The sequence below is a fragment of the Enterobacter cloacae complex sp. 2022EL-00788 genome (genome assembly GCF_026627565.1).
Lineage (GTDB): Bacteria > Pseudomonadota > Gammaproteobacteria > Enterobacterales > Enterobacteriaceae > Enterobacter > Enterobacter pasteurii.
This window is the reverse complement of the sequence record NZ_JAPNMC010000018.1, coordinates 57,920-84,559: the sequence shown is the minus strand read 5'-3', so window position 1 is coordinate 84,559 and position 26,640 is coordinate 57,920. Positions and strand designations below refer to the sequence as shown.

At 57.4% G+C, this 26,640-nt stretch carries 24 protein-coding genes; 14 read left to right on the top strand and 10 right to left on the bottom strand.

Annotated features, from left to right (window positions below; genetic code table 11):
* Positions 1-133 precede the first annotated feature (133 nt).
* Positions 134-1,753, bottom strand: a complete 1,620-nt coding sequence (gene pckA / locus OWK27_RS21770; protein ID WP_148420585.1) for a phosphoenolpyruvate carboxykinase (ATP) — start codon at positions 1,751-1,753, stop codon at positions 134-136.
* A gap of 375 nt (positions 1,754-2,128) precedes the next feature.
* Between pckA and OWK27_RS21765 the strand changes: the two genes are divergently transcribed.
* Positions 2,129-3,886, top strand: a complete 1,758-nt coding sequence (locus tag OWK27_RS21765; protein WP_267591210.1) for a DUF4153 domain-containing protein — start codon at positions 2,129-2,131, stop codon at positions 3,884-3,886.
* A gap of 36 nt (positions 3,887-3,922) precedes the next feature.
* Here OWK27_RS21765 and hslO read toward each other — a convergent pair whose 3' ends face one another.
* From hslO to OWK27_RS21745, 4 genes are all read right to left on the bottom strand, one after another.
* Positions 3,923-4,807: an Hsp33 family molecular chaperone HslO gene (gene hslO / locus OWK27_RS21760; protein ID WP_176678675.1), complete on the bottom strand. Its 885-nt coding sequence runs from the start codon at positions 4,805-4,807 to the stop codon at positions 3,923-3,925.
* A gap of 18 nt (positions 4,808-4,825) precedes the next feature.
* The gene (gene hslR, locus OWK27_RS21755; protein WP_148420588.1) at positions 4,826-5,227 is read right to left on the bottom strand and encodes a ribosome-associated heat shock protein Hsp15; all 402 of its coding nucleotides are present in this window, start codon (positions 5,225-5,227) and stop codon (positions 4,826-4,828) included.
* Complete coding sequence (yrfG, locus tag OWK27_RS21750; RefSeq protein ID WP_267591209.1) at positions 5,224-5,907, bottom strand: GMP/IMP nucleotidase; 684 nt, start codon at positions 5,905-5,907, stop codon at positions 5,224-5,226. Before yrfG ends, hslR begins: the two co-directional genes overlap by 4 nt.
* Before the next feature lie 79 nt (positions 5,908-5,986).
* A complete protein-coding gene (locus OWK27_RS21745) occupies positions 5,987-8,110 on the bottom strand; it encodes an intracellular growth attenuator family protein (protein WP_176678676.1) in 2,124 nt (707 codons plus the stop codon).
* Positions 8,111-8,436: 326 nt separating this feature from the next.
* Between OWK27_RS21745 and nudE the strand changes: the two genes are divergently transcribed.
* A complete protein-coding gene (gene nudE / locus OWK27_RS21740) occupies positions 8,437-8,997 on the top strand; it encodes an ADP compounds hydrolase NudE (protein ID WP_148420589.1) in 561 nt (186 codons plus the stop codon).
* Between the two features lie 71 nt (positions 8,998-9,068).
* Here the strand turns inward: nudE and mrcA are convergent, their stop codons facing one another.
* Positions 9,069-11,621, bottom strand: a complete 2,553-nt coding sequence (gene mrcA, locus OWK27_RS21735; RefSeq protein ID WP_148420590.1) for a peptidoglycan glycosyltransferase/peptidoglycan DD-transpeptidase MrcA — start codon at positions 11,619-11,621, stop codon at positions 9,069-9,071.
* Between the two features lie 120 nt (positions 11,622-11,741).
* Between mrcA and pilM the strand changes: the two genes are divergently transcribed.
* From pilM to trpS, 12 genes are all read left to right on the top strand, one after another.
* Positions 11,742-12,515 carry a pilus assembly protein PilM gene (gene pilM / locus OWK27_RS21730; protein WP_267591208.1) on the top strand — a complete coding sequence of 258 codons (774 nt, stop codon included), beginning with the start codon at positions 11,742-11,744 and terminating at the stop codon, positions 12,513-12,515.
* Complete coding sequence (locus OWK27_RS21725) at positions 12,515-13,009, top strand: PilN domain-containing protein (protein ID WP_267591207.1); 495 nt, start codon at positions 12,515-12,517, stop codon at positions 13,007-13,009. The genes pilM and OWK27_RS21725 overlap by 1 nt, the downstream gene beginning before the upstream one ends.
* A gap of 3 nt (positions 13,010-13,012) precedes the next feature.
* The gene (locus OWK27_RS21720) at positions 13,013-13,474 is read left to right on the top strand and encodes a DNA utilization protein HofO (protein ID WP_267591206.1); all 462 of its coding nucleotides are present in this window, start codon (positions 13,013-13,015) and stop codon (positions 13,472-13,474) included.
* Positions 13,464-13,868 (top strand): HofP DNA utilization family protein, encoded by a 405-nt coding sequence (locus OWK27_RS21715; RefSeq protein WP_267591205.1) that lies wholly within the window; start codon positions 13,464-13,466, stop codon positions 13,866-13,868. The genes OWK27_RS21720 and OWK27_RS21715 overlap by 11 nt, the downstream gene beginning before the upstream one ends.
* On the top strand, positions 13,807-15,018 hold the full coding sequence (hofQ, locus tag OWK27_RS21710) for a DNA uptake porin HofQ (RefSeq protein ID WP_267591213.1): 1,212 nt from the start codon (positions 13,807-13,809) through the stop codon (positions 15,016-15,018). Before OWK27_RS21715 ends, hofQ begins: the two co-directional genes overlap by 62 nt.
* 286 nt (positions 15,019-15,304) lie before the next feature.
* The gene (gene aroK / locus OWK27_RS21705) at positions 15,305-15,826 is read left to right on the top strand and encodes a shikimate kinase AroK (RefSeq protein ID WP_003861630.1); all 522 of its coding nucleotides are present in this window, start codon (positions 15,305-15,307) and stop codon (positions 15,824-15,826) included.
* Positions 15,827-15,884: 58 nt separating this feature from the next.
* Positions 15,885-16,973, top strand: a complete 1,089-nt coding sequence (gene aroB / locus OWK27_RS21700) for a 3-dehydroquinate synthase (RefSeq protein ID WP_148420596.1) — start codon at positions 15,885-15,887, stop codon at positions 16,971-16,973.
* Between the two features lie 91 nt (positions 16,974-17,064).
* Positions 17,065-18,363 carry a cell division protein DamX gene (damX, locus tag OWK27_RS21695; protein ID WP_267591204.1) on the top strand — a complete coding sequence of 433 codons (1,299 nt, stop codon included), beginning with the start codon at positions 17,065-17,067 and terminating at the stop codon, positions 18,361-18,363.
* A gap of 67 nt (positions 18,364-18,430) precedes the next feature.
* Positions 18,431-19,243, top strand: coding sequence for an adenine-specific DNA-methyltransferase (gene dam / locus OWK27_RS21690; RefSeq protein ID WP_267591203.1), 813 nt, complete (start codon positions 18,431-18,433; stop codon positions 19,241-19,243).
* Positions 19,244-19,282: 39 nt separating this feature from the next.
* Positions 19,283-19,960 carry a ribulose-phosphate 3-epimerase gene (gene rpe, locus OWK27_RS21685; RefSeq protein WP_148420599.1) on the top strand — a complete coding sequence of 226 codons (678 nt, stop codon included), beginning with the start codon at positions 19,283-19,285 and terminating at the stop codon, positions 19,958-19,960.
* A complete protein-coding gene (gene gph / locus OWK27_RS21680; RefSeq protein WP_267591202.1) occupies positions 19,953-20,714 on the top strand; it encodes a phosphoglycolate phosphatase in 762 nt (253 codons plus the stop codon). Before rpe ends, gph begins: the two co-directional genes overlap by 8 nt.
* Entirely contained in the window at positions 20,707-21,711 is a 1,005-nt protein-coding gene (trpS, locus tag OWK27_RS21675) for a tryptophan--tRNA ligase (protein ID WP_267591201.1), read from the top strand. Before gph ends, trpS begins: the two co-directional genes overlap by 8 nt.
* Positions 21,712-21,855: 144 nt before the next feature.
* Here the strand turns inward: trpS and OWK27_RS21670 are convergent, their stop codons facing one another.
* From OWK27_RS21670 to nirB, 4 genes are all read right to left on the bottom strand, one after another.
* Positions 21,856-22,026 (bottom strand): YhfL family protein, encoded by a 171-nt coding sequence (locus tag OWK27_RS21670; protein ID WP_008503029.1) that lies wholly within the window; start codon positions 22,024-22,026, stop codon positions 21,856-21,858.
* Between the two features lie 144 nt (positions 22,027-22,170).
* Entirely contained in the window at positions 22,171-23,544 is a 1,374-nt protein-coding gene (gene cysG / locus OWK27_RS21665; protein ID WP_176609324.1) for a siroheme synthase CysG, read from the bottom strand.
* A 134-nt stretch (positions 23,545-23,678) separates the two neighbouring features.
* Positions 23,679-24,005 (bottom strand): nitrite reductase small subunit NirD, encoded by a 327-nt coding sequence (gene nirD, locus OWK27_RS21660; protein WP_193356525.1) that lies wholly within the window; start codon positions 24,003-24,005, stop codon positions 23,679-23,681.
* Positions 24,002-26,545, bottom strand: coding sequence for a nitrite reductase large subunit NirB (gene nirB / locus OWK27_RS21655; RefSeq protein ID WP_148422586.1), 2,544 nt, complete (start codon positions 26,543-26,545; stop codon positions 24,002-24,004). The genes nirD and nirB overlap by 4 nt, the downstream gene beginning before the upstream one ends.
* Positions 26,546-26,640: the final 95 nt, after the last annotated feature.

Genomic DNA, 26,640 nt, shown 5'->3' with positions numbered 1-26,640 from the left:
TGAGCCCGGGAAAGTAAGACGCCTGAATATAGTTAACGAGATGAAAAAGCTGGGAAAAGAGTACAGTAATATGGTCATGGTGGTATGACCATATTACTGGGGATCCCTCAGCCCACAGGGAGAGGGAGAAGGGCTACAGCTTCGGCCCCGCACTCACCAGCGCAGCACCCGCCGGGGTATCGGTATACTTCTCAAAGTTCTCAATAAACAGCTTCGCCAGCGATTCCGCCTTTTCACGCCACTGCTCCGGTGAACCATAGGTATTGCGCGGGTCAAGGATACGGGTATCCACGCCCGGCAGCGCCGTTGGGATCGCCAGGTCGAACATCGGCAGCGTAAAGGTCTCGGCGTTATCCAGCGAACCGTCCAGAATGGCGTCAATGATGGCGCGCGTATCTTTGATGGAGATACGTTTGCCCGTACCGTTCCAGCCGGTGTTCACCAGGTAGGCCTGCGCGCCGGATGCCTGCATGCGCTTCACCAGCACTTCCGCGTACTGCGTCGGGTGCAGCGACAGGAATGCCGCGCCGAAGCAGGCGGAGAAGGTTGGCGTTGGCTCCGTCACGCCGCGCTCGGTGCCCGCCAGCTTGGCGGTAAAGCCGGAGAGGAAATGGTACTGCGTCTGGCTGGCCGTCAGGCGAGAAACCGGTGGCAGGACGCCGAAGGCATCCGCGGTCAGGAAGATCACCTTCGTGGCGTGGCCCGCCTTCGACACCGGCTTCACGATGTTGTCGATGTGGTAGATCGGGTAAGAGACGCGGGTGTTTTCCGTTTTGGACGCATCGTCGAAGTCGACAGAACCATCGGCACGCACGGTGACGTTTTCCAGCAGCGCATCGCGGCGAATGGCGTGGAAGATATCCGGCTCTGCCTCTTCAGACAGGCGAATAGTCTTCGCGTAGCAGCCGCCTTCAAAGTTAAACACGCCGTCGTCGTCCCAGCCGTGCTCGTCGTCGCCAATCAGACGGCGTTTTGGATCGGTGGACAGCGTCGTTTTACCGGTGCCGGAAAGGCCGAAGAATACCGCCACGTCGCCTTTTTCACCGACGTTGGCCGAGCAGTGCATGGAGGCGATACCGCGCAGCGGCAGCAGGTAGTTCATGACGGAGAACATCCCTTTCTTCATTTCGCCGCCGTACCAGGTTCCGCCAATCAGCTGGATGCGCTCGGTCAGGTTGAAGGCGATGAAGTTTTCGGAGTTCAGACCCTGCTCTTTCCACTGCGGGTTAGTGCATTTCGCCCCGTTCATGACGATGAAATCCGGGGTAAAGTCCTGCAGCTCTTCGTCAGTCGGACGAATGAACATGTTCTTCACGAAATGCGCCTGCCAGGCCACTTCGGTGATAAAGCGTACGGAGAGGCGGGTGTCGGCGTTAGCGCCGCAGAAAGCATCGACGATAAACAGACGCTTTCCGGAAAGTTGATGGGTGACGAGCCCTTTCAGATGCTGCCAGGTTTCGGGAGAGAGCGGTTTGTTATCGTTCTTCCCTTTGCCTTTATCAGCCCACCACAGCGTATCGCGGGTGGTATCGTCTCGGACAATATACTTATCTTTCGGCGAACGGCCGGTAAAGATACCGGTATCGACGGCGATAGCTCCAAGGTTCGTCAACACACCTCGCTCGTATCCTTCCAGCGCTGGATTGAGCTCTTCCTGATACAGCGTATCGTAATCGGGGTTGTAGACCACTTCCTGGACGTCGTGAATACCATAAGCCTTGAGATCTTGCGGGGTTAAACCATTAACACGCATATCACTGCTCCTTAGCCAATATGTACTGCCTGAAATTGTAGGGTTTTTCTGGGGATGTTAACCGCGACGGGGCTCATAGATTTACGTATCTGGTCAAAACCCTTACTAACGGAAAACCCTGCGACTCCAGCCACAGGGCGGGCAGATTATCGCAGGAATCGCTTTTTGGTTGGGGAAAATGTTCTTAAAAGGTTAATTGATGGTGAATTTAACCGGAAGAATGTGAATGTAATCGCATACATGTAGGAAAATTACGTAAGGGTTACATTGAGAAAACGATTCATGTCTCCCGCAGCTATGATTTCAGATATTGCCGTTGACGCCCTGTTATCGCTTTAATGGGACTCTATGCTTTTCGTAAACAAGGGATAAAAGATGGACAACAGTGAAACGTTATCCCCTTCAACGCGCCTGGCCGTCGTGCTGGCGGGCGCCTTACAGGGAGTGCTCTGCTATGCCATTACCTGGTACATCGGGTATGCGAAATTGCCGACCGATACGCTGTGGTTGATGTGCGTTATTCCTGCCACCGTGGTAATGACGACCACGATGTCGCTTGCAGTGACATCGTTCCGAAAGCCTTTTTTGTGGCTGGCGCTCGGGATGACCGGCGCGGCCGTTGCGGGCATGGGCGGCTGGCTTAAGTGGAGCGTAGCGGGGCTCGAAAGCTGGAGCATCAGGGATGAGATGCTCGTTTTCGGCTTTCACCTGCTGCTGATGACGCTGTTCATACTGCCATGGCTACAGCGGCGTCTGGATCCCGTCCCGACCACTTCGTTTTACAGCGACTTTTATCAGCGAAACTGGCATAACGCGCTGACGCTGTTCGTTATTTTTGTTTCAAATGGCCTCTTCTGGCTGGTGCTTTTCCTCTGGGCCGAGCTTTTCGAACTTATCGGCATACGCTTTTTTGATCGGCTTTTCTTCCATTCTGACGGGTTTATTTCAGTGGCGACTGGCGTGGTTTCAGCCAGTGCGGCCGTGCTCACGCGCGTGCAGGTACGGTTTCTTCTTGCCCTGCAAAACCTGCTCACCCTGATCGCCACCGGTCTGCTACCCCTGATGGCGGCGCTGGCCCTGCTCTTTATTGGCGCGCTGCCTTTCGTCGGCTTCGAAACCATTTCGGCCAGGATATCCGCCGCGGGCTTGCTCACTACCCTGGCGCTGCTGCTGCTATTCCTGGTGACGATAGTGTGGCATCCACAGCGTCAAACGCTGCCTTACTATGCCCCGCTGCGAGGGATGATTCGCCTTGCCGTGGCTATCGTACCCGCATATCCGGTTCTGGCGGGGTGGGCGCTTTGGCTACGCATTTCGCAATACGGCTGGTCACCCGAGCGTCTTTACGGCGTGTTGATAACCATCGTGGCGCTGGTCTGGGCGGTCGGATTTTGTGCCAGCGTCCTGATACAGCGTCGTGAGCCGCAGCAGATCCATACGTACGTCATCCCGGCGACCGGGCTGCTTTCCCTCGTCTTCCTGATGTTGATCCATACCCCCGTGCTGGATCCGTGGCGAATAAGCGTCGCAAGCCACATGGCCCGCTATCAGACCGGAAAAATTACCGCGGATCGGGTAAGCCTCCACATGCTCAGCCACGCCGGGCGCAAGGGGCGTGAGGCGTTACAAACGCTGCAAAACGATCCGCAGTTTATGTCTAACCCGAAACGCGCGCGTGAAGTGAAAGGGTTGCTCGCCGGCAGCCCCCGGGGAGCGGGACAAATGACGGCCACCATGCTGGAGAAAGCGATCCAGCTCGCGCCCGGCATGCCGCGTCCCGATAGCGCGCTATGGCAAGCGATGCTCAGGGAGCAGTATCGGTTTGAATCCTGCAGCAGGGCGCAGAGAAACTGTTTGCTCATGCCGCTGGACCTGAATGCTGACGGTAAACCTGAGGCCGTGCTGTACCAGTTTACCGATCGCGCCATCATGGCCTATACGCATACCGGTACGGGCTGGCAGCACGTGGGGGATGGTTGGACAATGCCGGAAGGACTGACGCGCGAGGAGCTGGACCGTGCCTTACAGCAGGGAAAGGTTAAGCCGGTCGTGAAGCCCTGGGCAGATATTGAAATTTTCGGGGAACGCGTAGATATGCTTTACGGCAGTGGCGCTAGCTTACGGCGCCCATAACGAATAACGGCTCCGTAAGGAGCCGTTTTGCCATGCTTAGTGAACCTGCGGGTCCGCCGGAGAGGCGTTATTGCGGATCTCCGCGATATCCATCGAATTGAACACGTAGTGCGTACCGCAGTAGTCACAGTGCATATCGATTTCACCGTCTTCCGCCATGATGCTGTCGATCTCTTCGTCCGGCAGCGTTTTCAGGGCGCCAGCACAACGCTCGCGGGAGCAGGTGCACTTAAATTCCACCGCCTGCGGATCGTAGACCGTCACCTCTTCTTCGTGGTACAGACGCCACAGCACGTCGGTCGCCGACAGGGTGAACAGCTCTTCCGCTTTGATGGTTTCCGTCAGGGTTGCCAGATGCTCGAAATCATTGGTCTGCGCATCCTGCGCTGGCAGAACCTGCAACAGCATGCCGCCGGCTGCCGGCTGGCCATCCACTTCACCGGTACGGATGAACAGGCGGGTTGGCAGCTGTTCGGAACGCATGAAGTAATCTTCCAGGCAGGCGGCAAGCGTATCGCCTTCCAGCCCGACAACGCCCTGATAGCGCTCGCCCTCTTCAGGGGAGATGGTGATCACCAGGTAGCCGTTGCCGACCAGCGTTTTCAGATCGGCATTTTCAGGCACATCGCCCTGAACGCGCGCCACGCCGCGCATCTGCTGCTGGTTGTTGCCGTTGATCACCGCCAGCGACATCGGGCCATCGCCCTGAAGCTGAACGGTAATATCGCCCGCGAACTTCAGCGTGGCGGTCAGCAGGCTGGTGGCAACCAGCAGTTCGCCCAACAGGGTTTTCACCGGCAGCGGGTAGTTGTGGTTTTCCAGAATCTGTTTCCAGGTTTCGGATACGGTGACCAGCTCGCCGCGCACGGCGAATTGTTCAAACAGATAGCGGTGTAATTGGTCGTGTTGGGCCATTTTCATCTCTCGTGCAGGTGAGGGTTACTCGTTCTCACCGTGTTTAAATTTCATCAGATCGCGGCGCTCCTTTTTATCCGGTCGCCGGTCCGGGTGAGGCATGGTCAGCGCATTCATTTTGCGCGCCAGCGCGGTTTTCTCGCGCTTCGCTATGCTTTCCGCCGTCTCTTCATAAAGCAAAACGGCTTCCGGGGCGGGCCGCCGCTGTTCGGTAATGGCTTTCACCACTACCGTTTTCTCATCGTTGCCCTGGCGAAGCGTCAGCGTGGCATTCAGTTCAACCAGCTTGCTCGGTTTGCTGCGCTGGCCGTTGTAATGCACCTTACCGCCGTCAACCATTTCACGGGCAAGGGCGCGCGTTTTGTAAAAACGGGCGGCCCACAGCCATTTATCCAGTCTTACCCCATCAGAGGGTTTTTCTTTCATGGCGTCTCCTTCACGGTGAGTGAGGGGATCATCCGGCGATAGTCGTTCAGCCCCGGATGTCGCAGATAGCTTTTTTCAGCCAGGCCGGAATCAGGATTGGTCACGCCAAGGCAATAGCGAATGCCAAACGCTGCCGCAGAATCCAGAATCGGCTCGCTGTCGTCAATGAACAGCGTCCTTTCCGGCTGTAAACCGGTCTCTTCCACCACCGCATGCCACAGCCGCTGATCCTCTTTCGGATAACCAAATGTGTGGGTGGAAAGTAATAAATCAAGGTGTGAAGCAAGACCGGTATGTTCCAGCTTCACGGCCAGGTTATGGGGATGCGCGTTCGTCAGCAGAATACGGCGCTTGCCGCAGGCTTTCAGCGCGTCCAGGAACGGGACCGTATCGTCGCGCAACACGGCGCGCGCGCCCTGGGCGGTGGTCATGGCGCAAATATCCAGACCGAGTCGCTCGCTCCAGTAGTCAAGACAGTACCAGTTTAGCGTATGCTGCACCGCACTATACTGCGAACGAATGAATTCCTGCGCTTCTGCCGGGGAGATCCCCTGCTGTTCACCGTACGTTTCCGGGACCAGCTTTTGCCAGAAATAGTTATCAAAGGCGAGATCGAGCAGCGTGCCGTCCATATCAAGCAGGACGGTATCGACCGCCTGCCAGTCGATGTCAAGATACATAAGGGGGAACTCCAGCCAGAAGAAACGTGCGCGACAGGGTATCACAACTTGTCGCGCGGGGACGTTATCCGATCAGGCGCTAAGGGGTGGAGATCAGATTCGGATTGAGGCAGTTTTCGTAGTAGGCCTGGATTTCAGCCAGTCGCGTACGGGACCGCTGGTAGCGGCGTACGGCCTGATAACCGTTCCAGACGATGCAGGCCAGCATCGCCATCAAAAGCAGGGACGTTCCCACGTAGCGCCACAGGCCAGCGCTATCCGGCATCCGGTGCAGCCCAATATGGCGCGTGCCGTTGGCGTCGGTAACGATGCTGGTGACGATCCCTTCCGCGCTGAACGGCGTCTGCATCAGCATCTGCGCCAGGCGCTGAAACTCGCTCCACTGTTCCTGAGCCGGATAGTCGTAAAGCGAAACCTGCGGGTAGGGTTGATCTACCAGGTCGCTGCCTTCATCGCTGGCGATTACAAAACCGCCCGGCGCCGGGCTGTTAAGCGCCTGGGCCGCACGGGTGGTTTCACGCATCACGAAGGGGGCGGTAGAGGTCGCCACCAGGTTATCCAGCGACTCGGCGCTGACCGGACGCAGAAGCACGTTCACCCCGTCCAGGCGTCCCGCTTCGGCGCGCTTCACCAGCGCTTCCCAGTCTTTACTGTTGCCGAGGTTCACCAGCGCGTTCTTAAGGCGAACGCAGTCGTCCTGCGCTGAACAGAGGTCTTCTGTTTTCAGAACGATTTCGCCAAAGTCATCCAGCAGCACCATGCCCGATTTCTGAATAGCCGAGCGCAGGGCAGGGCTTACGCGAGAATCATCGTCCGGTTTCGGATGGAGCTGGCGGTTTATCGTCTGGGTAAGCGCGGTAGCTTTATTGACCACATCCGATTCCGGCAGCGGCAGCGGCGAGGCGTCGTTCCAGATGATCTGTGAGCAATCGAACGGCGAGAACGGCGAGTTCTGGCGCGTGTTCCAGGCTCCCGGCGCGTGGATATTACACATGCCGGTGCCTTTCAGACGCAGCGTATCCCCCACGCGGACGCCCGCTTCTTCAAGCTGCTTCACGCTGGTGGCTTCTACGGTTTGCGCCCCTTTTATCCACGACAGGGTAAATTTGATCGGCATATCCAGCGGCACGAAAAGCAGCAGCATGATGAAGATCAGCGCGGCGCCACCGGCAATTACCGCGCTGCGCAGCCAGTGCTGAAGCGGGAAGTTTTTCACCTCATCGTGCAGGGATAAATAACGCCCCTGGCGGACGACGTGGCGATCGAGGTAGATATCAATATCCGTTTTGTGGCCCAAATCCTGGGCGATCCACGGCTGCCAGTGGCGCGGATAAATGAGGTCGATAATCCCGAGCGAGATATTGTTGATATGCTCCTGATCGTTCTCCCCAAACAGGCCCCAGCGTTTTGGCGTGCCGCGCAGGCAGTGAATTTCACGTAGTGAGGTTTTTGCCGGCGGGGCAAATATGCCCCACAGCCCGGCGGCCAGCAGCAGCACCGCGCCGCCCGCAAGCCACGGAACAAACACGTCCGGCGTCAGCAGGCAGATGAAAAAGAGCAGGAACGAGGCGACAATCAGCACCGCTTCGCGAATACCATCGGGGCGGCTCAGGACATACTCTTCATGCGTCTCCTGACGGATGTTAAGCAGTTCGATTTGCTCCGTTTCTTCACCGCGAATAGAGGCCTGCGTTCCGCTCGCGCGTTCCAGCGCAAAGCGTGGCGCTTCCTGAACATATTCGCTCAGGGTATGACCATTAAGGGAAATAACCAGCGGTAGCGTGTCGGTATGGATCAGCTCAACGCTGTTCTCATCGTTAATGTACTGCTCCCAGAAGGGAGGCAGGTGGACTTCAACCGAATCGAGATAATAGCGCCATTTGTTGGGATCGTCGGTCGTGATGCCGTAGCGGGTAATCGAGCGCGTCACGCACAGAACGGTGTCGCTTTGTGCATTCAGGTTGAGCGACACGGGGGCGGTGCTGGCACCGGTAGGTCCAGGCGAGAGCCGGGATCGGTTCAGCGTGTCGAGATACTGCTCAACGGTGCTGCGTTCTTCAGGCGACAGCTTGCGCGTGCTTGCCCCGGCGAACGCGTTTAAAAAGGGCAACCGGTAACGGCGATGTACGCGGCGCCTGAATACCCACACCGCAATCGACGCGCAGGCCAGCACAGCAGCGAGAAAAATCAAAATGGTGCTCATGCTTTCCCCATCTTACTTATCTTCTTACAGGTGTTGTCGGTCGCACCTTTTGTACAATGAATGAGATCTGTGGTCGGCTATCGGCAAGTATGGAGTCTAACTTGAGCATGTTGACGCGTATCCCAGTGACCGATAATGATATCAAAGCCTGTACCGGCGCGATATCAGCAAATTCCTGGAAACATTTCAACCTCTTGACATTTGATTTGAAATGCGAATCAACCTCAGTTACGTTGCATAAATGTAAATAAAGAGCAATTGACATTGCCGAAACCGTGCGGCGTATCGCACAATAAAGCCAGTTCCCCCAGCATAGACCCGTCAAGATGACCAAACCCTTACAAAAGCCCACCATTCTGAATGTTGAAACCGTCGCAAAATCGCGTCTGTTTAATGTTGAAAGTGTGGATCTGGAGTTCAGCAACGGCGTGCGTCGTGTTTATGAACGTATGCGCCCCTCCTCGCGCGAAGCGGTGATGATTGTGCCCGTCGTCGACGAGCATCTGATCCTCATACGTGAATACGCCGTGGGGACCGAATCTTACGAGCTGGGCTTCTCAAAAGGGCTAATCGATCCGGGCGAAACGGTCTTTGAAGCGGCAAACCGCGAGCTGAAAGAAGAGGTCGGTTTTGGCGCGAAGGAGCTTACGTTCCTGAAAAAGCTGAGCATGGCGCCGTCCTACTTCTCCAGCAAAATGAATATCGTGGTGGCGGAAGATCTCTATCCTGAGTCGCTGGAAGGAGACGAGCCGGAACCGCTTCCGCAGGTTCGCTGGCCGCTGGCCCACCTGATGGATTTGCTGGAAGATCCCGACTTTAACGAGGCGCGCAACGTGAGCGCACTGTTCCTGGTGCGGGAGTGGCTGAAGGGGCAGGGGCGCCTGTAGCGGCCTGAATCCCTCTCCTGTGAGAGAGGGAGCAAACGTAAAAACGGCAACCCGAGGTTGCCGTTTCGATTTTAGAACAGCTCGTGCGTCTCGCCGTTATCAATTATCTCTGTACCCACCTCATGCACCGCCTGCGTGGTTGGCTGCGTGCCCTCGATGAAATACTCTGCGCGGCTGTTGCCGCCGTTAGCGAGCTGCCCGGTGCTGCGGTCAATATTGACCGTAACAATGCCCGGAGGAGGCGTTAACGGCTCCTCCGGCACGCCTTCGAGAGCGGCTTTCATGAAAGCATCCCAGGCCGGCTGCGCACTCTTCGCCCCGCCTTCATAGCCGGAGATCTGATCTTTAATCGCGCCAGAAGCGGTTGTGCGCCCCAGCGTGCGTCGGTGATCGTCAAAGCCAATCCAGACGGAGGTGACTACGCCCGGGCCGTAGCCTGAGAACCACGCATCTTTTGAGCTGTTGGTCGTGCCGGTTTTGCCGCCGATGTCGCGGCGCTGCAAATCGCGGCCCGCGCGCCAGCCGGTACCCTGCCAGCCCGGTTCGCCAAAGATATTGGTGTTCAGGGCGCTCTTGATCAGGAACGACAGCGGGGTGCCGATCACGTGCGGGGCATATTCCTGAGCGCCGCTCTGGGCGACCAGCGCCTGATTGGCCTGCTCCAGCTGAGGCTGAGGTACCGCCAGGTTCCGACGCTCCTGTGAGATGGCAACGTCTTCCATATCCTTGTTTTCAAGAACGTTTGATTTTGGCGTATCGCCGTAAATCACCGGAAGATCGCATTCAGGGCAGGCAATTTTCGGTTTCGCTTCAAACAGCACGCCGCCCTGATCGTTCTCGATTTTGCTGATGAAATACGGGTCGACCAGGAAGCCGCCGTTCGCCATCACCGAGTATCCACGGGCCACCTGGAGCGGCGTAAAGGACGCGGAGCCCAGCGCCAGCGATTCGGTATGAACGATATTCTGCGCCGGGAAGCCGAAGCGTTGCAGATATTCTGCCGCATAATCTACGCCCATCGCCCGCATCGCCCGCACCATAACCACGTTTTTCGACTGGCCAAGACCCTGACGTAGACGAATAGGGCCAGCATATTGCGCCGGAGAGTTCTTCGGCTGCCAGTCGGAACCGGCACCGGCATCCCAGCGGGAGATTGGCACGTCGTTGAGAATGCTGGCGAGCGTCAATCCTTTATCCATCGCTGCGGTGTAGAGGAACGGCTTGATGTTGGAACCCACCTGCCGCAGCGCCTGGGTTGCGCGGTTAAATTTGCTCTGGTTGAAATCGAACCCGCCGACCAGCGCCATGACGGCACCATTTTGCGGATTGATGGAAACCAGCGCGGAGTTCACGTCCGGCACCTGGGCCAGCCACCAGGCATCATCTACCTGACGCACCCAGATTTGCTGTCCGGTTTGTACAACGTCGGTCACTTTACGCGGCGTAGGCCCCTGAAGGGTGTCGGAACGGTACGGACGCGCCCAGCGCATGCCGTCCATGCGCAGCGATACGGATGTGCCATCGGCCATCATCGCCACCGCTTCCTGCGGATCGGCCTGGGTTACCACCGCCGGTCGCAGCGGGCCGTAGGTCGGGAGCGCCTTCAGGGAATCAACGATTTTTTTGCTGTCCCATGCGCCTTCGCCCACTCTCCACAGCACGTTGGACGGGCCGCGATAGCCGTGACGCATATCGTAATTCATGACATTGTTACGCACCGCCTGCTGGGCAGCCTGCTGCACCTTGCGGGTCACGGTGGTATAGACGCGATAGCCATCTTCATACGCTTTATCACCGTAGCGACTCACCATCTCCTGGCGAACCATTTCAGTAAGATACGGCGACGAGAAGGCGATTTCAGGCGCGTGGTAATTGGCGTCGATAGCCTCGCTGCGCGCCCGATCGTAGTCAGCCTGGCTGATGTAGCCTTCGCTCAACATGCGCGACAGCACCACGTTACGACGCGCGGTGGCGCGGTCCAGCGAATAGAGCGGGTTAAAGGTGGATGGCGCTTTCGGCAGGCCGGCAATGGTCGCCATTTCGCTCAGCGTGAGCTGTTCGACCGGCTTGCCAAAATAGACCTGTGCCGCTGCCCCGACGCCATAGGCGCGGTAGCCGAGATAGATCTTGTTGAGGTAAAGCTCAAGGATCTCGTCTTTGCTCAGCAGCTGCTCAATGCGGATCGCGAGGAATACCTCTTTGATCTTACGTATCAGCGTCTTTTCCGGGCTGAGGAAGAAGTTACGCGCCAGCTGCTGGGTAATGGTACTTGCCCCCTGAGAGGCATGACCGGAGAACAGCGCCACGCTTGCCGCACGGAAAATACCGACCGGATCCACACCGTGGTGCTCGTAAAAACGGCTGTCCTCGGTGGCGATAAAGGCCTTCACCATTACGGGTGGAATTTGGTTTAAGGTCAGAGGAATACGACGTTTTTCGCCGTATTGCGCCATCAGTTCACCATCGGCGCTATAGACCTGCATAGGGATCTGGAGCCGCACATCACGAAGCGTGGCGACATCAGGTAGCTGTGGCTCGACATATTTGTACAAACCAATAATCGAGCCTGCTCCCAGCAGAATGAAACAGACTGCAAGGATCAATAAATACTTTACGAACTTCACCGGAGATTTCCCATTTGGTTTAGCCTGGGCAGTTTCTAAACAATCGCGCGGTAGTATAAAGGCAAGCCTGATTCATTGATATAGCCGTCACTCCGACGGGCGATAAGGAGATCGTGAAGCATGGCTTTTAAAACGTGGCAAACGGGCGTTCATATTCAACAGGATAAGGTGGTTGCGGTTGCGCTAACCAGAGAGCGGGCGGGCTGGCGTTTACGGCGCTGGTGGGCCGTGCCGGTTGCGGACGGTATTATCCGGGACGGGAAGATTCTTCAGCCAGAACAGCTGGTTAATGCGCTGCGCGCCTGGCGGAAGACGCTGCCGCACTCGCATCGGGTATTTCTCTCATTTCCGGCGGCGCGCGTTCTGCAACGCGCTTTGCCCCGACCTTCCGTTGCCCTGCGTGACAGCGAACAGCTCACCTGGCTAGGGTCCGCATTATCACGCGAGCTGGAGATGCCTGCCGATACGCTGTGTTTTGACTACGCGCAGGACACGTTCAGCAACACATTTCACGTCACCGCGGCGCAGAACAGGGAGGTCGATACCCTGCTGTCGCTGGCGAAAGCGCTGCGTTTGCGCCTGGCGGCAATCGCTCCGGATGCCGGCGCGCTGGCAAACCTTCTCTCTGCGGTTGCGCCCGCCCGGTGCGTAGCCTGGAGGGATAAAGACCAGTGGCTGTGGGCGATGCGGCACCAGTGGGGGCGACGCTACGCCACGGAAGCGGCAGATGCGAATGCGCTGGCGGCGCTGCTTGCGCTTTCTTCTTCCGATATTGCCGTTTTTGATGCTGAACACGATCCCTGGGAAACGGTGTCGCTATGCCAGCCGCCGCTGCCAGAATGCGGCGCCGATTTCACCGTCGCCCTGGCGCTGGCCATGAGCGAGGCACCTTAATGCGTATGCCGAACCTCTTACCGTGGCGTCGGGAGCGGCGCATTAAGCAGCTGCGGTTCTGGGGCCTCCTGTACGCCGCCTCGCTGCTGTTGATGCTGGCGGGAGGCGTCAGCCTGCGCGTGACGCAGAGCCTCGCGTCACAGGCGTTGCTGAGCGATCTGGCGGGAACGCGTGCGGTTCAGAAGGTATTGAAAGCGCGGCAGCCGCAGCCTGCGAAAGCGAGCTCCCCTTCACAGCCGCCGGAGCCGGTAGCATGGCAACCCGTGCTGGAATCCCTTGCCAGCGCGATGCCGCAGCAGGCCTGGCTGACGACGTTACGTTATCAGCCCCCCTCACTGATCCTGAGCGGCTACGCCACCTCTTTCACGGCACTTACCGCTATGACCGATGCGCTGAAGCGGGTAACCGGGTTTATCCCCGGTCCGGCAGGCGCATTGCAGCAGGATAGCCGGGGGCGGTGGATGTTTACGTTTCAGCTTCATAGCCGGAGGTAGGCGATGAATATGTGGTATCAACGCTGGGCCGACGCGCCTCCTTCCCGGCGCGTGCTTTGCTGGTCGTTCGCCTCGGCTATTGTTGCGCTTGCGATCTGGGGGCTGCTGCTGAGACCCGCTTATATCCACTTCGCCCGCATTCAGGCGCAGGTCCTTAGTGCCGGGCGCATCAACGCGTCGCTGTGGCCACGGGCTCTGCGGCAGCCGGTGGTAGCGCAGGTGAGAGGCGTGCATTCGGCTGAGCCCTTTTCCCCGCTGGCGCTTCAGGGAGAGGGCGCCAGGCTGGTGCACTGGAAACCGCGGCAGAGCGGGGGAGAGCTGGCGCTTGACGCTTCATGGCAGGCGGTCCCGGCGCTCTTTTCCCGTCTGGCGCGTAAGGACGTGCGGGTAAGCGCGTTTGAGATCGCCCCTCAGGGCACGCAGCTTCGCCTCAGCCTCCAGCTGGAGACCGGCCATGCCCGGTAAAGCACGCGTACTGATCCTGCTTTTTTTGCTTTTCCTGACGGGGATGCGGGACCCCTTCTCCGCGCCGGAAGACCTTTGTGCCGCAGGTCAGCTCGGCCAGTGGCGGTATCGGGGAGTTATCAGCGGCAGCAGCGATATCGGCCTTATGCAGGACGGGCAGAAACGCTGGCACCGGGTTAAGCGGCAGATGCGGTTAACGCCAGGGTGGCGGGTAAGCGCGATAGATAAACAACAACTGACCGTTGACGTCGGCGAGAGGTGCGAGCCGCAGCAATGGACATGGCAACGAGAAGGAACGAAAAAAAGTGAAGATAAGGATATTGCTGTTGCTGATGGCGCTCAGCCAGCCCCTGTTGGCCGCCGCGCCAAAGCCGGTCACCCTGCTGGTGGATGAGGTGCCGGTGGTTCAGGTGCTACAGGCGCTGGTCGCGCAGGAGGACCGCAACCTGGTGGTATCGCCGGACGTTAGCGGCTCGCTTTCGCTGAATTTAGCGCGGGTGCCCTGGCGGCAGGCGCTTCAGACGGTAGTCAACAGCGCCGGGCTGGTACTGCGGGAAGAGGCTGGCATTTTTTATGTGCAAACGGCGGCCTGGCAGCGGGAGCAACAGGCGCTTAAGGAGCAGGAGCGGGCCCAGCGTCAGCTCAACGCCCCGTTAATCGCTCACAGCATTCCATTTTCCTACGCAGACGCCGGCGAATTGCAAAAAGCGGCGGAAAAGCTCTTAAGCCCGAAGGGCAGCTTGTCCGTCGACAGGCGCACCAACCGTCTTCTGGTAAGGGATAACCAGACGGTGGTGGACGTGCTGCAGCGCTGGGCGGCGCAGATGGATCTGCCCGTCGAGCAGGTGGAGCTGGCGGCGCAAATCGTAACAATCAGTGAAAAAAGCCTGCGCGAGCTGGGCGTGAAGTGGAGCCTTGCCGGAGCAACCGGAACCGAAAGAATCGGACAGGTCACGACGCTTGGCGCAGACCTGGCGGCGGCGGGCGCGTCGACCCACGTTGGGTTTAACATCGGGCGCATCAACGGCAGGATGCTGGATCTGGAACTGTCGGCGCTTGAGCAAAAGCAGCAGGTGGATATCATCGCCAGCCCGCGGCTGCTGGCGTCCCACATGCAGCCAGCAAGCATCAAACAGGGCAGCGAAATTCCGTATCAGGTCTCGAGCGGCGAGAGCGGGGCAACCTCGGTAGAATTTAAAGAGGCGGTATTAGGGATGGAGGTCACGCCGGTGGTGCTGCCGGGAGGCCGCGTTCGCCTTAAGCTGCATATCAGTGAAAATATGCCCGGCCAGGTGCTGCAACAGGCAGACGGCGAAACGCTGGCAATTGATAAGCAGGAGATTGAAACGCAGGTTGAGGTAAAAAGTGGAGAAACGCTCGCGCTGGGCGGCATTTTTTCGCAAAAGAATAAAACCGGACGCGATAGCGTGCCCGTGCTGGGAAACATCCCGCTGCTGGGCCAGCTGTTTCGCCATGACGGAAAAGATAATGAACGACGCGAGCTGGTGGTGTTTATCACGCCACGTCTGGTCAGTATTGATTAATGGGTAACGATCCCCGCAATGATTTTGCATTCAGTTTGTTGCAGATGTTTGACGTGGGGCATGAATTAGCATACAAGGAGTACCGATTTGAGTTGGACTTACGTCTTATTTCCCAGTGCACCGGGTACGGTGATTTAATCAGTTGCCAAACAAGCCGGAGTATTGAGATAATTTTTCGTCTGACTCTCGCTCTATTGCATATGAGGTTTCAGTTCATGTCCTGCTACGCCAGGTGTCTGCGCAGCGGGGATTACCATTAACGAATAGTCTTAGTAGTACCGAAAAAATGGCAGAGAAACGCAATATCTTTCTGGTTGGGCCTATGGGTGCCGGCAAAAGCACTATTGGGCGTCAGTTAGCTCAACAACTCAATATGGAATTTTACGATTCTGATCAAGAGATTGAGAAACGAACCGGAGCGGATGTGGGCTGGGTCTTCGATGTAGAAGGCGAAGAAGGTTTCCGTGACCGAGAAGAAAAAGTGATCAACGAACTCACGGAAAAACAGGGCATTGTGCTGGCAACAGGCGGCGGCTCTGTAAAATCTCGCGAAACCCGCAACCGTCTCTCCGCCCGTGGTGTAGTGGTCTATCTTGAGACGACCATCGAAAAACAGCTGGCACGCACGCAGCGTGATAAAAAGCGCCCGTTGCTGCAGGTTGAAACGCCGCCACGTGAAGTTCTGGAAGCGTTGGCCGATGAACGCAATCCTCTGTACGAAGAGATTGCTGATGTGACCATTCGTACTGACGATCAGAGCGCTAAAGTGGTTGCAAACCAGATTATTCATATGCTGGAAAGCAACTGATTCTGGCTTTATATACACTCGCCTGCGGGTAATAAGCATTTAAGGTGGATGTCGCGTCATGGAGAGGATTACAGTTACTCTCGGGGAACGTAGTTACCCTATCACCATCGCGGCTGGTTTGTTTAACGACCCAGCTTCCTTCTTACCACTGAAAGCGGGTGATCAGGCGATGCTGGTCACCAACGAGACGCTGGCTCCGCTTTATCTCGACCGCGTACGTCACCTGCTTGAGCAGGCGGGCGTAAAGGTCGACAGTGTGATTCTGCCCGACGGCGAGCAGTATAAAAGCCTGACGGTGCTTGATACCGTCTTTACCGCACTTCTGCAAAAACCGCACGGTCGTGATACAACGCTGCTTGCCCTGGGCGGCGGTGTTGTAGGCGATCTGACCGGTTTTGCAGCCGCCAGCTACCAGCGCGGTGTGCGCTTTATTCAAATTCCAACCACGTTGCTGTCACAGGTCGATTCGTCTGTAGGCGGTAAAACGGCGGTGAACCATCCGCTTGGCAAAAACATGATTGGCGCGTTCTACCAGCCTGCATCGGTGGTGGTGGATCTCGACTGTCTGAAAACCTTGCCAGCGCGCGAGCTGGCTTCTGGCCTTGCAGAAGTGATCAAATACGGCATTATTCTTGACGGTGAGTTTTTTAACTGGCTCGAAGAGAATATGGATGCGCTGCTGCGCCTCGATGGGCAGGCAATGGCCTACTGTATTCGCCGTTGCTGTGAGCTGAAAGCAGAAGTCGTTGCCGCAGATGAGCGTGAAACCGGCTTACGTGCTTTACTGAATCTGGGGCATACGTTTGGTCATGCGATCGAAGCCGAAATGGGCTACGGTAACTGGCTTCACGGTGAAGCCGTCGCTGCCGGGATGGTCATGGCAGCGCGTGCCTCTGAACGTCTGGGTCAGTTCAGGCCGGAAGAGACCGCGCGTATCATCGCGTTGCTTAAACGTGCGGGGTTGCCGGTGAGCGGACCGCAGGAAATGGCTGCGCAGGCGTACCTTCCCCACATGATGCGCGATAAAAAAGTATTGGCAGGCGAGATGCGTCTGGTGCTCCCGCTTGCAATAGGGAAAAGTGAAGTGCGCGGCGGAGTGCCGCACGACGTCGTACTTGGCGCTATTGCTGATTGTCAGCAGGCGTAACAACTAGAAAGGTCAGACCGCTCTAACGGGTGGTCGTTTAGCTTCAGGTAAATGCAGAGTCGTTGGCATAAGCCTTTGAGTGGGGTGTTAAATGGATGAATTCAAACCAGAAGACGAGCTGAAACCCGATCCCAGCGATCGTCGTACTGGTCGTTCTCGTCAATCTTCAGAACGTGATAACGAGCCGCAGATCAATTTTGACGATGTCGATCTGGATGCAGACGATCGTCGTCCTTCGCGCAGCCGCAATGCGCGAAATGAGCGTGAAGATGAGGAGTACGAATCCGAAGAAGCGTTAATGGATGAACAGCCCGTCGAACGCCGACCGCGCAAGCGTAAAAAAGCGGTAGCGGCAAAACCGGCTTCCCGACAGTACATCATGATGGGTCTTGGCGTTCTGGTACTGATATTGCTGATTGTCGGCATCGGTTCCGCGCTGAAAGCACCTTCTACAAATTCTGGCGAGCAGACCGCGTCTGCTGAAAAGAGCATCGACCTGTCTGGTAACGATGCGAGCAATCAGGCGAACGGCGCGCAGCCTGCGCCGGGCATGACTTCTGCAGAGCAGACTGCCGGCAACACCAGCGCCGGTCAGGATATCTCTCTGCCGCCTGTTTCTGCGACCCCGACTCAGGGCCAGACCCCTGCTGCGCCTGAAGGCCAGCAGCGTGTCGAAGTCCAGGGCGATCTGAACAACGCGCTGATGCAGCCGCAAAATCAGGAGCAGGTTAACAATGCCGTGGTGAACTCCACGCTGCCAACTGAACCTGCCACCGTTGCGCCAGTTCATGGCAGTACTGCCCAACAGCAGGCTGCGGCAACGGAAACCAAACCGCGCCAGACGCAGACTGCACCGCGTCAGGAACGTAAGCAGGCCGTGATTGAGCCGAAGCGTGAGGCTAAACCGCAGGCCGTAGCAAAAGCGCCTGAAGCGAAAGCGCCAGCGCAGACAAAACCTGCGGTGAGCCAGCCTGCTAAAGCGCCAGCGCCAGCAGCAACCGCTGCTCCGAAAGCGACGGCGACCACAGCGGCGCCTGCTGCGACAGCGGCACCGGCTGCAACGCCAACCGCTAGCGCATCCAGCACCGCGGCAGGTAAAACGACGGGCAACGTAGGTTCTCTGAAGTCGGCGTCATCCAGCAACTACACGTTGCAGTTGAGCAGTTCGTCTAACTACGACAACCTCAACGCCTGGGCGAAGAAATCGAATCTGAAAAACTATGTGGTTTATCAGACGACCCGTAACGGACAGCCGTGGTACGTGCTGGTAAGCGGCGTTTATGCTTCTAAAGATGAAGCAAAACGCGCCGTGGCGTCACTGCCAGCGGACGTACAGGCGAAGAACCCGTGGGCGAAGCCGATCCATCAGGTGCAGGCCGATCTGAAGTAATGTTTAAAGCGCAGGATGCTGTCGGAGCTTTCTCCACAGCCGGAGAAGGTGTAATCAGTTAGTCAGCATGAAAAAAAATCGCGCTTTTCTGAAATGGGCAGGGGGGAAATACCCCCTGCTCGACGATATTAAAAAGCACCTGCCGAAAGGCGAGTGTCTTATTGAGCCCTTCGTGGGCGCGGGATCGGTGTTTCTGAATACCGATTTTTCTCGTTATATCCTGGCGGATATCAACAGCGACCTCATCAGCCTCTATAACATTGTTAAGCTGCGTACCGACGAGTATGTAGAAGAGGCGCGCAAGCTGTTTACGCCAGAGAACAACAGCCCGGACGTTTACTATCATTTCCGCGCTGAGTTTAACCAGAGCCAGGATCCGTTCCGCCGCGCGCTGTTGTTCCTCTATCTCAACCGTCATGGCTATAACGGCCTGTGCCGGTATAACCTGCGTGGCGAATTTAACGTGCCGTTTGGCCGCTATAAGCGCCCCTATTTCCCGCAGGCCGAGCTGTATCACTTTGCTGAAAAAGCGCAGAATGCCGAGTTCTACTGCCTTTCGTATGAAGCGTGCATGGAGCTGGCTGGCGTAAACTCGGTGGTCTACTGCGATCCGCCTTACGCGCCGCTTTCGGCCACGGCAAATTTTACCGCCTACCACACCAACAGCTTTAGCCCGGCCGAGCAGGCCCGTCTGGCAGAGATGGCGGAAAAGCTGGTCAGCAAAAGAATTCCGGTGTTAATTTCGAATCACGACACGCCTGATACGCGCGAATGGTACAAAGCCGCGAAGCATTTTCAGGTAAAAGTGCGTCGTAGCATTAGCAGCAACGGCGGCACACGTAAAAAGGTGGACGAACTTCTGGCGCTTTATCGACCCTGAGCCTTTGCCCGCCGGTAAACACATTTCAAGGAGATGCGGATGAAACAGTTTTTGATTGCTCCCTCAATTCTGTCGGCCGATTTTGCCCGCCTGGGTGAAGACACAGCCAAAGCTCTCGCGGCTGGCGCGGACGTCGTCCATTTCGACGTTATGGATAACCACTACGTTCCCAACCTGACCATCGGCCCGATGGTGCTTAAAGCGCTGCGTAACTACGGCATCACCGCGCCCATTGACGTGCACCTGATGGTGAAGCCGGTTGATCGCATCGTGCCTGATTTTGCCGCGGCGGGTGCCAGCATCATCACGTTCCATCCGGAAGCCTCCGAGCACGTCGACCGCACCCTGCAGCTTATCAAAGAGAACGGCTGTAAGGCGGGGCTGGTGTTTAACCCGGCGACGCCGCTTAGCTATCTCGATTACGTGATGGACAAGCTGGACGTGATCCTGCTGATGTCCGTCAACCCGGGCTTTGGCGGCCAGTCGTTTATCCCTCAGACCCTCGACAAGCTGCGTGAGGTGCGCCGCCGTATTGACGAGTCTGGCTATGATATTCGCCTGGAAGTGGACGGCGGCGTGAAGGTCAATAACATCGGTGAGATTGCGGCTGCGGGGGCAGATATGTTCGTTGCAGGCTCCGCCATCTTCGACCAACCGGATTACAAAACCGTCATTGATGAAATGCGCCGTGAACTGGCGAAGGTAAGTCATGGATAAATTGCAGGCTATTCGGGGTGTAGCATTTGACCTCGACGGCACGCTGGTCGACAGCGCGCCAGGATTAACCAGCGCCGTCGATCGTGCGCTGTATGCGCTTGAACTACCCGTTGCGGGCGAAGAGCGCGTCGTGACGTGGATTGGTAACGGTGCGGACGTGCTGATGGAGCGCGCGCTGACCTGGGCTCGTCAGGAGCGCGCCTCTCAGCGTTCCGCGCAGGGAAAGCCGGGCGTTGACCACGCGGATATTCCCCAGGACGAGCAGCAGCGTATTCTGCGCAAGCTGTTCGACCGCTTCTACGAAGAGACCGTTGAAGAGGGCAGTTTCCTGTTCCCGGACGTGGCTGAAACCCTGAGTTCGCTGCACGCGAAAGGTATTCCGCTGGGGCTGGTTACCAACAAGCCGACGCCGTTTGTTGCGCCCCTGCTGGACGCGCTGGATATCGCGAAATACTTCTCCGTGATTGTGGGCGGCGATGACGTGCAGAACAAAAAGCCGCATCCCGATCCGCTGCTGCTGGTGGCAGGAAAATTATCCTTATCGCCTGCCGAGCTGCTCTTTGTCGGCGATTCACGCAATGATATTCTGGCCGCCAGAGCGGCAGGTTGCCCCTCTGTTGGGTTGACCTATGGCTACAACTACGGTGAGGCCATCACGCTGAGTGAGCCGGACGTCGTGTTCGACCACTTCAAAGATTTGTTGCCCGCACTCGGGCTCTCGCACAGTGAACATCAGGAATTGAATAATGACTAAGCCCATCGTTTTTAGTGGCGCACAGCCTTCAGGTGAACTGACCATTGGTAACTACATGGGTGCGTTACGTCAGTGGGTGAGCATGCAGGATGACTACCACTGCATCTATTGCATCGTGGATTTGCATGCCATCACCGCCCGTCAGGATCCCGAGAAGCTGCGTAAAGCGACGCTGGATACGCTGGCGCTGTACCTGGCGTGCGGCATCGATCCTGAGAAAAGCACCATCTTCGTTCAGTCTCACGTGCCGGAGCACGCGCAGCTGGGCTGGGCGCTGAACTGCTACACCTACTTTGGTGAGCTGAGCCGCATGACCCAGTTTAAGGATAAGTCTGCCCGCTACTCTGAAAACATCAACGCCGGCCTGTTTGACTATCCGGTGCTGATGGCGGCAGACATTCTGCTGTACCAGACCAACCAGGTGCCGGTGGGTGAAGACCAGAAGCAGCATCTGGAGCTGAGCCGCGATATCGCCCAGCGCTTTAACGCACTTTACGGTGACGTATTCAAAGTGCCTGAGCCGTTTATTCCGAAATCCGGCGCGCGCGTGATGTCGCTGCTGGAGCCGACAAAGAAAATGTCCAAGTCTGACGATAACCGCAACAACGTTATCGGCCTGCTGGAAGATCCGAAATCGGTGGTGAAAAAGCTGAAGCGTGCGGTGACCGACTCCGACGAGCCGCCTGTTGTGCGCTACGACGTGCAGAACAAAGCGGGCGTTTCCAACCTGCTGGATATCCTCTCCGGCGTAACCGGACAGAGCATCCCTGAGCTGGAAAAACACTTCGAGGGCAAGATGTACGGCCACCTGAAAGGCGAAGTGGCAGAAGCGGTTTCAGGAATGCTGACCGAGCTGCAGGAGCGCTATAACCGCTTCCGCAACGACGAAGCCTTCCTGCAAAAAGTGATGAAAGACGGTGCGGAAAAAGCCAGCGCGCGCGCGTCCGAAACCCTGAAAGCGGTGTACAAAGCGATTGGCTTTGTAGCGAAACCTTAGGTAAATGCAAAACGGTAACCACGTTACCGTTTTTAGAGTTTATTCCCTCTCCCACGGGGAGAGGGCCAGGGTGAGGGCATCAGGCCGCACCACCCAAACTAAAAAACCGGGAAATACCCGGTTTTTTTTACGCCTGAAAAACGCTTACTGCTGTGCTGCCGGGCCGCAGCCACCAATGATCTTTGAAATGGAGATCGCCGGGTGCAGCAGGTAATCATAGCTGCAGTTATTTTTGGTGTTTTGAACGTGACCGGTGCAGGCAGTCAGAGTCGATAACAGGCCAACCAGAACGGCGGCTTTTGCCAGTTTGAACATACGCATTCCTTGTCTAAATATCGAAAAATGGATGTAACACGAGGGAATAAATGGAAAAGTTCCACTATGCGGACGGTATGTTATCGACTGAGGTAAGACGGGAGTAGTCCGCTTAAAGACTACTCCCGGACAAGAGAATATGCGTCAGTGGTTTGAGAACCAGTTCAGCTTTTCGCGAAGCTCAACCACGCGGCCAACGACGATCAGCGCCGGGCTTTCAACCTGCTGCGCCAGCTCGCCCAGCTGCGTCAGCACGCCATCGACCACGCGCTGGGTGATAGCGGTACCGTTTTCCACCAGCGCGACCGGCATATCTGCCTCCATGCCGTGCTCCAGAAGCCTGGCCTGAATGGTCGCAGCCTGATTAAGCCCCATGTAGAACACCAGCGTCTGCTTTTCAGCGGCCAGATTATGCCAGTCCAGCTCGCTGCCGGTTTTCAGGTGGCCCGTCACCAGGCGCACGCTCTGGGCATAGTCGCGATGGGTTAACGGTATGCCGGAATAGGCAGAGCAGCCAGATGCCGCCGTAATGCCCGGCACCACGGAGAACGGAATGCCCGCGTTACACAGGGTTTCCAGCTCCTCGCCGCCGCGGCCAAAGATAAACGGATCGCCGCCCTTCAGGCGCACCACGCGCTTACCTTTCTGCGCTTCCCGCAGCAGGATCTGGTTAATCTCCTCCTGCGGCACGCAGTGGTAACCCGCCCGTTTGCCGACGAAAACCCGGTCAGCGTCGCGGCGCACCAGGTTCATGATGTCATCGGAGACCAGGCGGTCATACACCACGATGTCGGCCTGCTGGATCTGCTGCAGGCCTTTCAGCGTCAGCAGACCCGCATCGCCGGGGCCTGCGCCTACCAGCACCACTTCGCCACGATGATCCAGCGGTTCAGAGAGCAGCTGCTCGGTCGTCTCTTCAACGGCCTTCGCGTCCTGATTCGCCAGCGACTGCGCCAGCCTGTCGTTGACGAAGAATTTCTCCCAGAAGCGGCGGCGCTCGCCCACGGTTGCGAAGGTTTGCTTCACGCGTGAACGCAGTTGACCTGCATAGTGGGCGATCTGGCCGAGATGCTGCGGCAGCACGGCTTCCAGCTTTTCCCGCAGCAGGCGGGCAAGAACGGGCGAGCGGCCGCCGGACGACACCGCAATCATCAGCGGTGAGCGGTCGATAATCGACGGCATGATAAAGCTGGCCTCTTTCGGCGCATCCACCACGTTACAGAAGATCCGGCGCGCTTCGCAGGCGTCGCTGACGCGCTGGTTCACCCCGTCGTCGTCCGTGGCGGCAATCGTCAGCCAGCAGGTTTCCAGCAGGGATTCATCAAACTCACCCTGTACCAGCGCGAGCATCCCTTCCTGCGCCCAGACGTGAAACTGCGGGGCAAAGGTGAGGGCGTTGACGGTCAGTCGGGCGCCAGCCTCAAGCAGCAGGCGCGCCTTGCGTTCAGCCACATCGCCGCCGCCCACGAGCAGGCAGTCGCGGTTGCGTAATTGACAAAAAATCGGCAGGTGATCCACGACGTTACCTCACAGCATGGGTGGCGGGGGAAGAATTGACGTCAGGATAACAGCAGGAATCGTACAGAACATACGGTTTTTCCTGCCGTTACCCATAAGGGGTCATAAGCCTTTCCTATTGAAAAGGCGGGGCGTTACGCTTTCAGCTGCACCTCGCCGTCCTTCACGCGGACGTCGTAGTGCTTGACCGAGAAGCGTTCATCTTCCATGCAGTAGCCGTCGGTTAAGCGGAAACGCTGCTTTTTCAGCGGGCTGGCGACCCACAGCTCGCCCTGGTGCTCCGCAATCAGTCCGCGGGAGAGCACGCTGGCCTCGAAGAACGGGTCGATATTGCTGATGGCAAAGACCTGTTCGTCGTGGCGAGGACGGAAAATCGCCACCTGCTCGTTACCCAGCAGCGCGCAAACGCCGGTCGCTGGCAGAATGTCGTTAATGTTGCAGATGTTTACCCACTGGCTCATGCGTTTTCCTCCACCAGCATCACCGGAATGCGTTCATACGGTGTTGCAGGACGATGCTGTTCGCGCTCTGGCACCACCTGCACGTTCGGGTCGCGCTGGGTGCTGTTGATAAAGTGTTTGAAGCGAGTCTGCGCCGCTGGCGTGTTTACGGTTTCGGTCCACTCGCAGATCACCGCCTCGCGCAGGCGAGCCATCTCGGACTCCAGCTGTTCATTCAGGCCCAGCTTGTCGTCGATGATGACCGATTTCAGATAGTCGATGCCGCCTTCAAGATTATCCAGCCATGACGCGGTACGGGTCAGCTTATCGGCGGTGCGAATGTAGAACATCATGAAGCGGTCGAGATACTTGATCAGCGTATCGCGATCGAGATCCGCAGCCAGCAGGTCGGCGTGGCGTGGCTTCATCCCGCCGTTACCGCATACGTACAGGTTCCAGCCTTTCTCGGTGGCGATAATACCCACGTCTTTACCCTGCGCTTCCGCACATTCACGGGTACAGCCGGAGACGCCGAACTTCATTTTGTGCGGCGTACGGATGCCCTTGTAGCGGTTTTCCAGCTCTACGCCGAAGCCCACGCTGTCGCCCACGCCGTAGCGGCACCAGGTGCTGCCCACGCAGGTTTTCGCCATGCGCAGCGCCTTGGCGTACGCGTGACCCGTTTCGAACCCTGCTTCAATCAGCTGACGCCAGATTTCCGGCAGGTCATCTTTTTGCGCGCCGAACAGGCCGATACGCTGGGAACCGGTAATTTTGGTGTACAGGTTAAACTCGCGGGCGATTCGGCCCACGGCGACCAGGCCTTCCGGGGTAATTTCCCCACCGGCAGAACGTGGGATCACCGAGTAAGTACCGTCTTTCTGGATATTCGCCAGGAAGTTATCGTTGGTGTCCTGCAGCGGCGTGTGCTCCGGTTTAAGCACGTATTCGTTCCAGCAGGACGCCAGCAGGGAACCGACGGTCGGCTTACACACTTCACAGCCGTAGCCCTGGCCGTGTTTCTCCAGCAGTTCGTCGAAGGACTTAATGCCTTCCACGCGGATCAGGTGGTACAGCTCCTGGCGAGAGTAGGCAAAGTGCTCGCACAGGTTGTTGTTTACTTCGATGCCCTGTTTTGCCAGCTCAGCGTTCAGCACCTGCGTTACCAGCGGAATACAGCCGCCGCAGCCGGTACCGGCTTTGGTTTCGGCCTTCAGCGCCGCAACGGTGTGGCAGCCTTTGTTGATGGCGGAGATCAGCATGCCTTTGGTCACGTCGAAGCAGGAGCAAATCTGCGCGCTGTCCGGCAGTTTATCCACGCCGATAGACGGTTTGCCGCTGGAAGCGTGGGCCGGAAGGATCAGCGCGTCCGGGTTTTCCGGCAGCTCAATGGCGTTCAGCACCAGCTGGAGCAGGTTGCCGAAGTCGCTGGTATCGCCCACCAGCACCGCACCGAGCAGGGTTTTGTTGTCCTGGCTGACGATGAGACGTTTATAGACTTCTTTGCTTTCGTCCAGATAGACGTAGCTGCGGGAGTTCGGGGTGCGGCCGTGCGCATCGCCAATACCGCCCACGTCCACGCCCAGCAGCTTCAGCTTGGCGCTCATGTCTGCGCCGGTGAAGGCGTTTTCGCTGCCGAGGATATGGTCAACGGCGACCTGCGCCATTTTGTACCCTGGCGCTACCAGACCATACACGCGGTTATTCCAGCTGGCGCACTCGCCGATAGCGTAAATATCCGGATCGGAGGTCTGGCAGGTATCGTTGATCATGATCCCGCCGCGCTGCGCAACGGCCAGGCCGCACTGAGTGGCCAGCTTATCGCGCGGGCGAATACCGGTAGAGAAGACGATAAAGTCCACTTCCAGCTCGCTGCCGTCGGCAAAGCGCATGGTTTTACGCGCTTCGGTGCCTTCCTGAACGATCTCTTTGGTGTTTTTGCTGGTGTGAACCTTCACGCCCATGCTTTCAATCTTACGGCGCAGCTGATCGCCACCCATGTGGTCCAGCTGTTCGGCCATCAGCATCGGGGCAAATTCGATGACGTGGGTTTCAATGCCGAGGTTTTTCAGCGCGCCCGCTGCTTCCAGGCCCAGTAGACCACCGCCGACAACCGCACCGCGTTTGCTGCGGCGCGCGCAGGATTCAATGGCGTTGAGATCTTCAATGGTGCGGTAAACGAAGCAATCCTGGGTGTCCGAACCTTTAATTGGCGGGATCCACGGATACGAGCCAGTCGCCATAATCAGCTTATCGTAAAAAACCGTACGCCCGGCGCTGGAGTGGATCACTTTCTCCTGACGGTTGATGGTGATAGCGCGTTCGCCCACCAGCACTTTTACGCCATGCTTCTCGTAGAATCCTTCGCGCACCAGGGATAGCTCTTCGGCGGTATGGTGGGAGAAGTAGGAAGACAGGTGCACACGGTCGTACGCCTTGCGGGGTTCTTCACAGAACACGGTAATATCGAACTGGTCAGCATCGGCTTTATCAAGAAGATCCTCAATAAAGCGGTGGCCGACCATGCCGTTACCGATGATAGCGAGTCTGACTTTGCTCATTTTTGCCTCGATTTCTTTTCTATTACTGCCTACCTTAACGATTCAGCAGGGGCACTTATTGATGCAAATCAAATACGCCTTCACCTACCCCTTAG

Coding starts and splice junctions, on each gene's coding strand:
- OWK27_RS21715 (WP_267591205.1), top strand. CDS start 13,464: ATGCCCGGTAAAGCACGCGTACTGATCCTGCTTTTTTTGCTTTTCCTG.
- OWK27_RS21745 (WP_176678676.1), bottom strand. CDS start 8,110: ATGAGCACCATTTTGATTTTTCTCGCTGCTGTGCTGGCCTGCGCGTCG.
- OWK27_RS21720 (WP_267591206.1), top strand. CDS start 13,013: ATGAATATGTGGTATCAACGCTGGGCCGACGCGCCTCCTTCCCGGCGC.
- trpS (WP_267591201.1), top strand. CDS start 20,707: ATGACTAAGCCCATCGTTTTTAGTGGCGCACAGCCTTCAGGTGAACTG.
- OWK27_RS21670 (WP_008503029.1), bottom strand. CDS start 22,026: ATGTTCAAACTGGCAAAAGCCGCCGTTCTGGTTGGCCTGTTATCGACT.
- hofQ (WP_267591213.1), top strand. CDS start 13,807: ATGGCGCTCAGCCAGCCCCTGTTGGCCGCCGCGCCAAAGCCGGTCACC.
- pilM (WP_267591208.1), top strand. CDS start 11,742: ATGGCTTTTAAAACGTGGCAAACGGGCGTTCATATTCAACAGGATAAG.
- pckA (WP_148420585.1), bottom strand. CDS start 1,753: ATGCGTGTTAATGGTTTAACCCCGCAAGATCTCAAGGCTTATGGTATT.
- nirB (WP_148422586.1), bottom strand. CDS start 26,545: ATGAGCAAAGTCAGACTCGCTATCATCGGTAACGGCATGGTCGGCCAC.
- damX (WP_267591204.1), top strand. CDS start 17,065: ATGGATGAATTCAAACCAGAAGACGAGCTGAAACCCGATCCCAGCGAT.
- OWK27_RS21725 (WP_267591207.1), top strand. CDS start 12,515: ATGCGTATGCCGAACCTCTTACCGTGGCGTCGGGAGCGGCGCATTAAG.
- OWK27_RS21765 (WP_267591210.1), top strand. CDS start 2,129: ATGGACAACAGTGAAACGTTATCCCCTTCAACGCGCCTGGCCGTCGTG.
- rpe (WP_148420599.1), top strand. CDS start 19,283: ATGAAACAGTTTTTGATTGCTCCCTCAATTCTGTCGGCCGATTTTGCC.
- dam (WP_267591203.1), top strand. CDS start 18,431: ATGAAAAAAAATCGCGCTTTTCTGAAATGGGCAGGGGGGAAATACCCC.
- gph (WP_267591202.1), top strand. CDS start 19,953: ATGGATAAATTGCAGGCTATTCGGGGTGTAGCATTTGACCTCGACGGC.
- aroB (WP_148420596.1), top strand. CDS start 15,885: ATGGAGAGGATTACAGTTACTCTCGGGGAACGTAGTTACCCTATCACC.
- aroK (WP_003861630.1), top strand. CDS start 15,305: ATGGCAGAGAAACGCAATATCTTTCTGGTTGGGCCTATGGGTGCCGGC.
- hslR (WP_148420588.1), bottom strand. CDS start 5,227: ATGAAAGAAAAACCCTCTGATGGGGTAAGACTGGATAAATGGCTGTGG.
- hslO (WP_176678675.1), bottom strand. CDS start 4,807: ATGAAAATGGCCCAACACGACCAATTACACCGCTATCTGTTTGAACAA.
- nudE (WP_148420589.1), top strand. CDS start 8,437: ATGACCAAACCCTTACAAAAGCCCACCATTCTGAATGTTGAAACCGTC.
- yrfG (WP_267591209.1), bottom strand. CDS start 5,907: ATGTATCTTGACATCGACTGGCAGGCGGTCGATACCGTCCTGCTTGAT.
- nirD (WP_193356525.1), bottom strand. CDS start 24,005: ATGAGCCAGTGGGTAAACATCTGCAACATTAACGACATTCTGCCAGCG.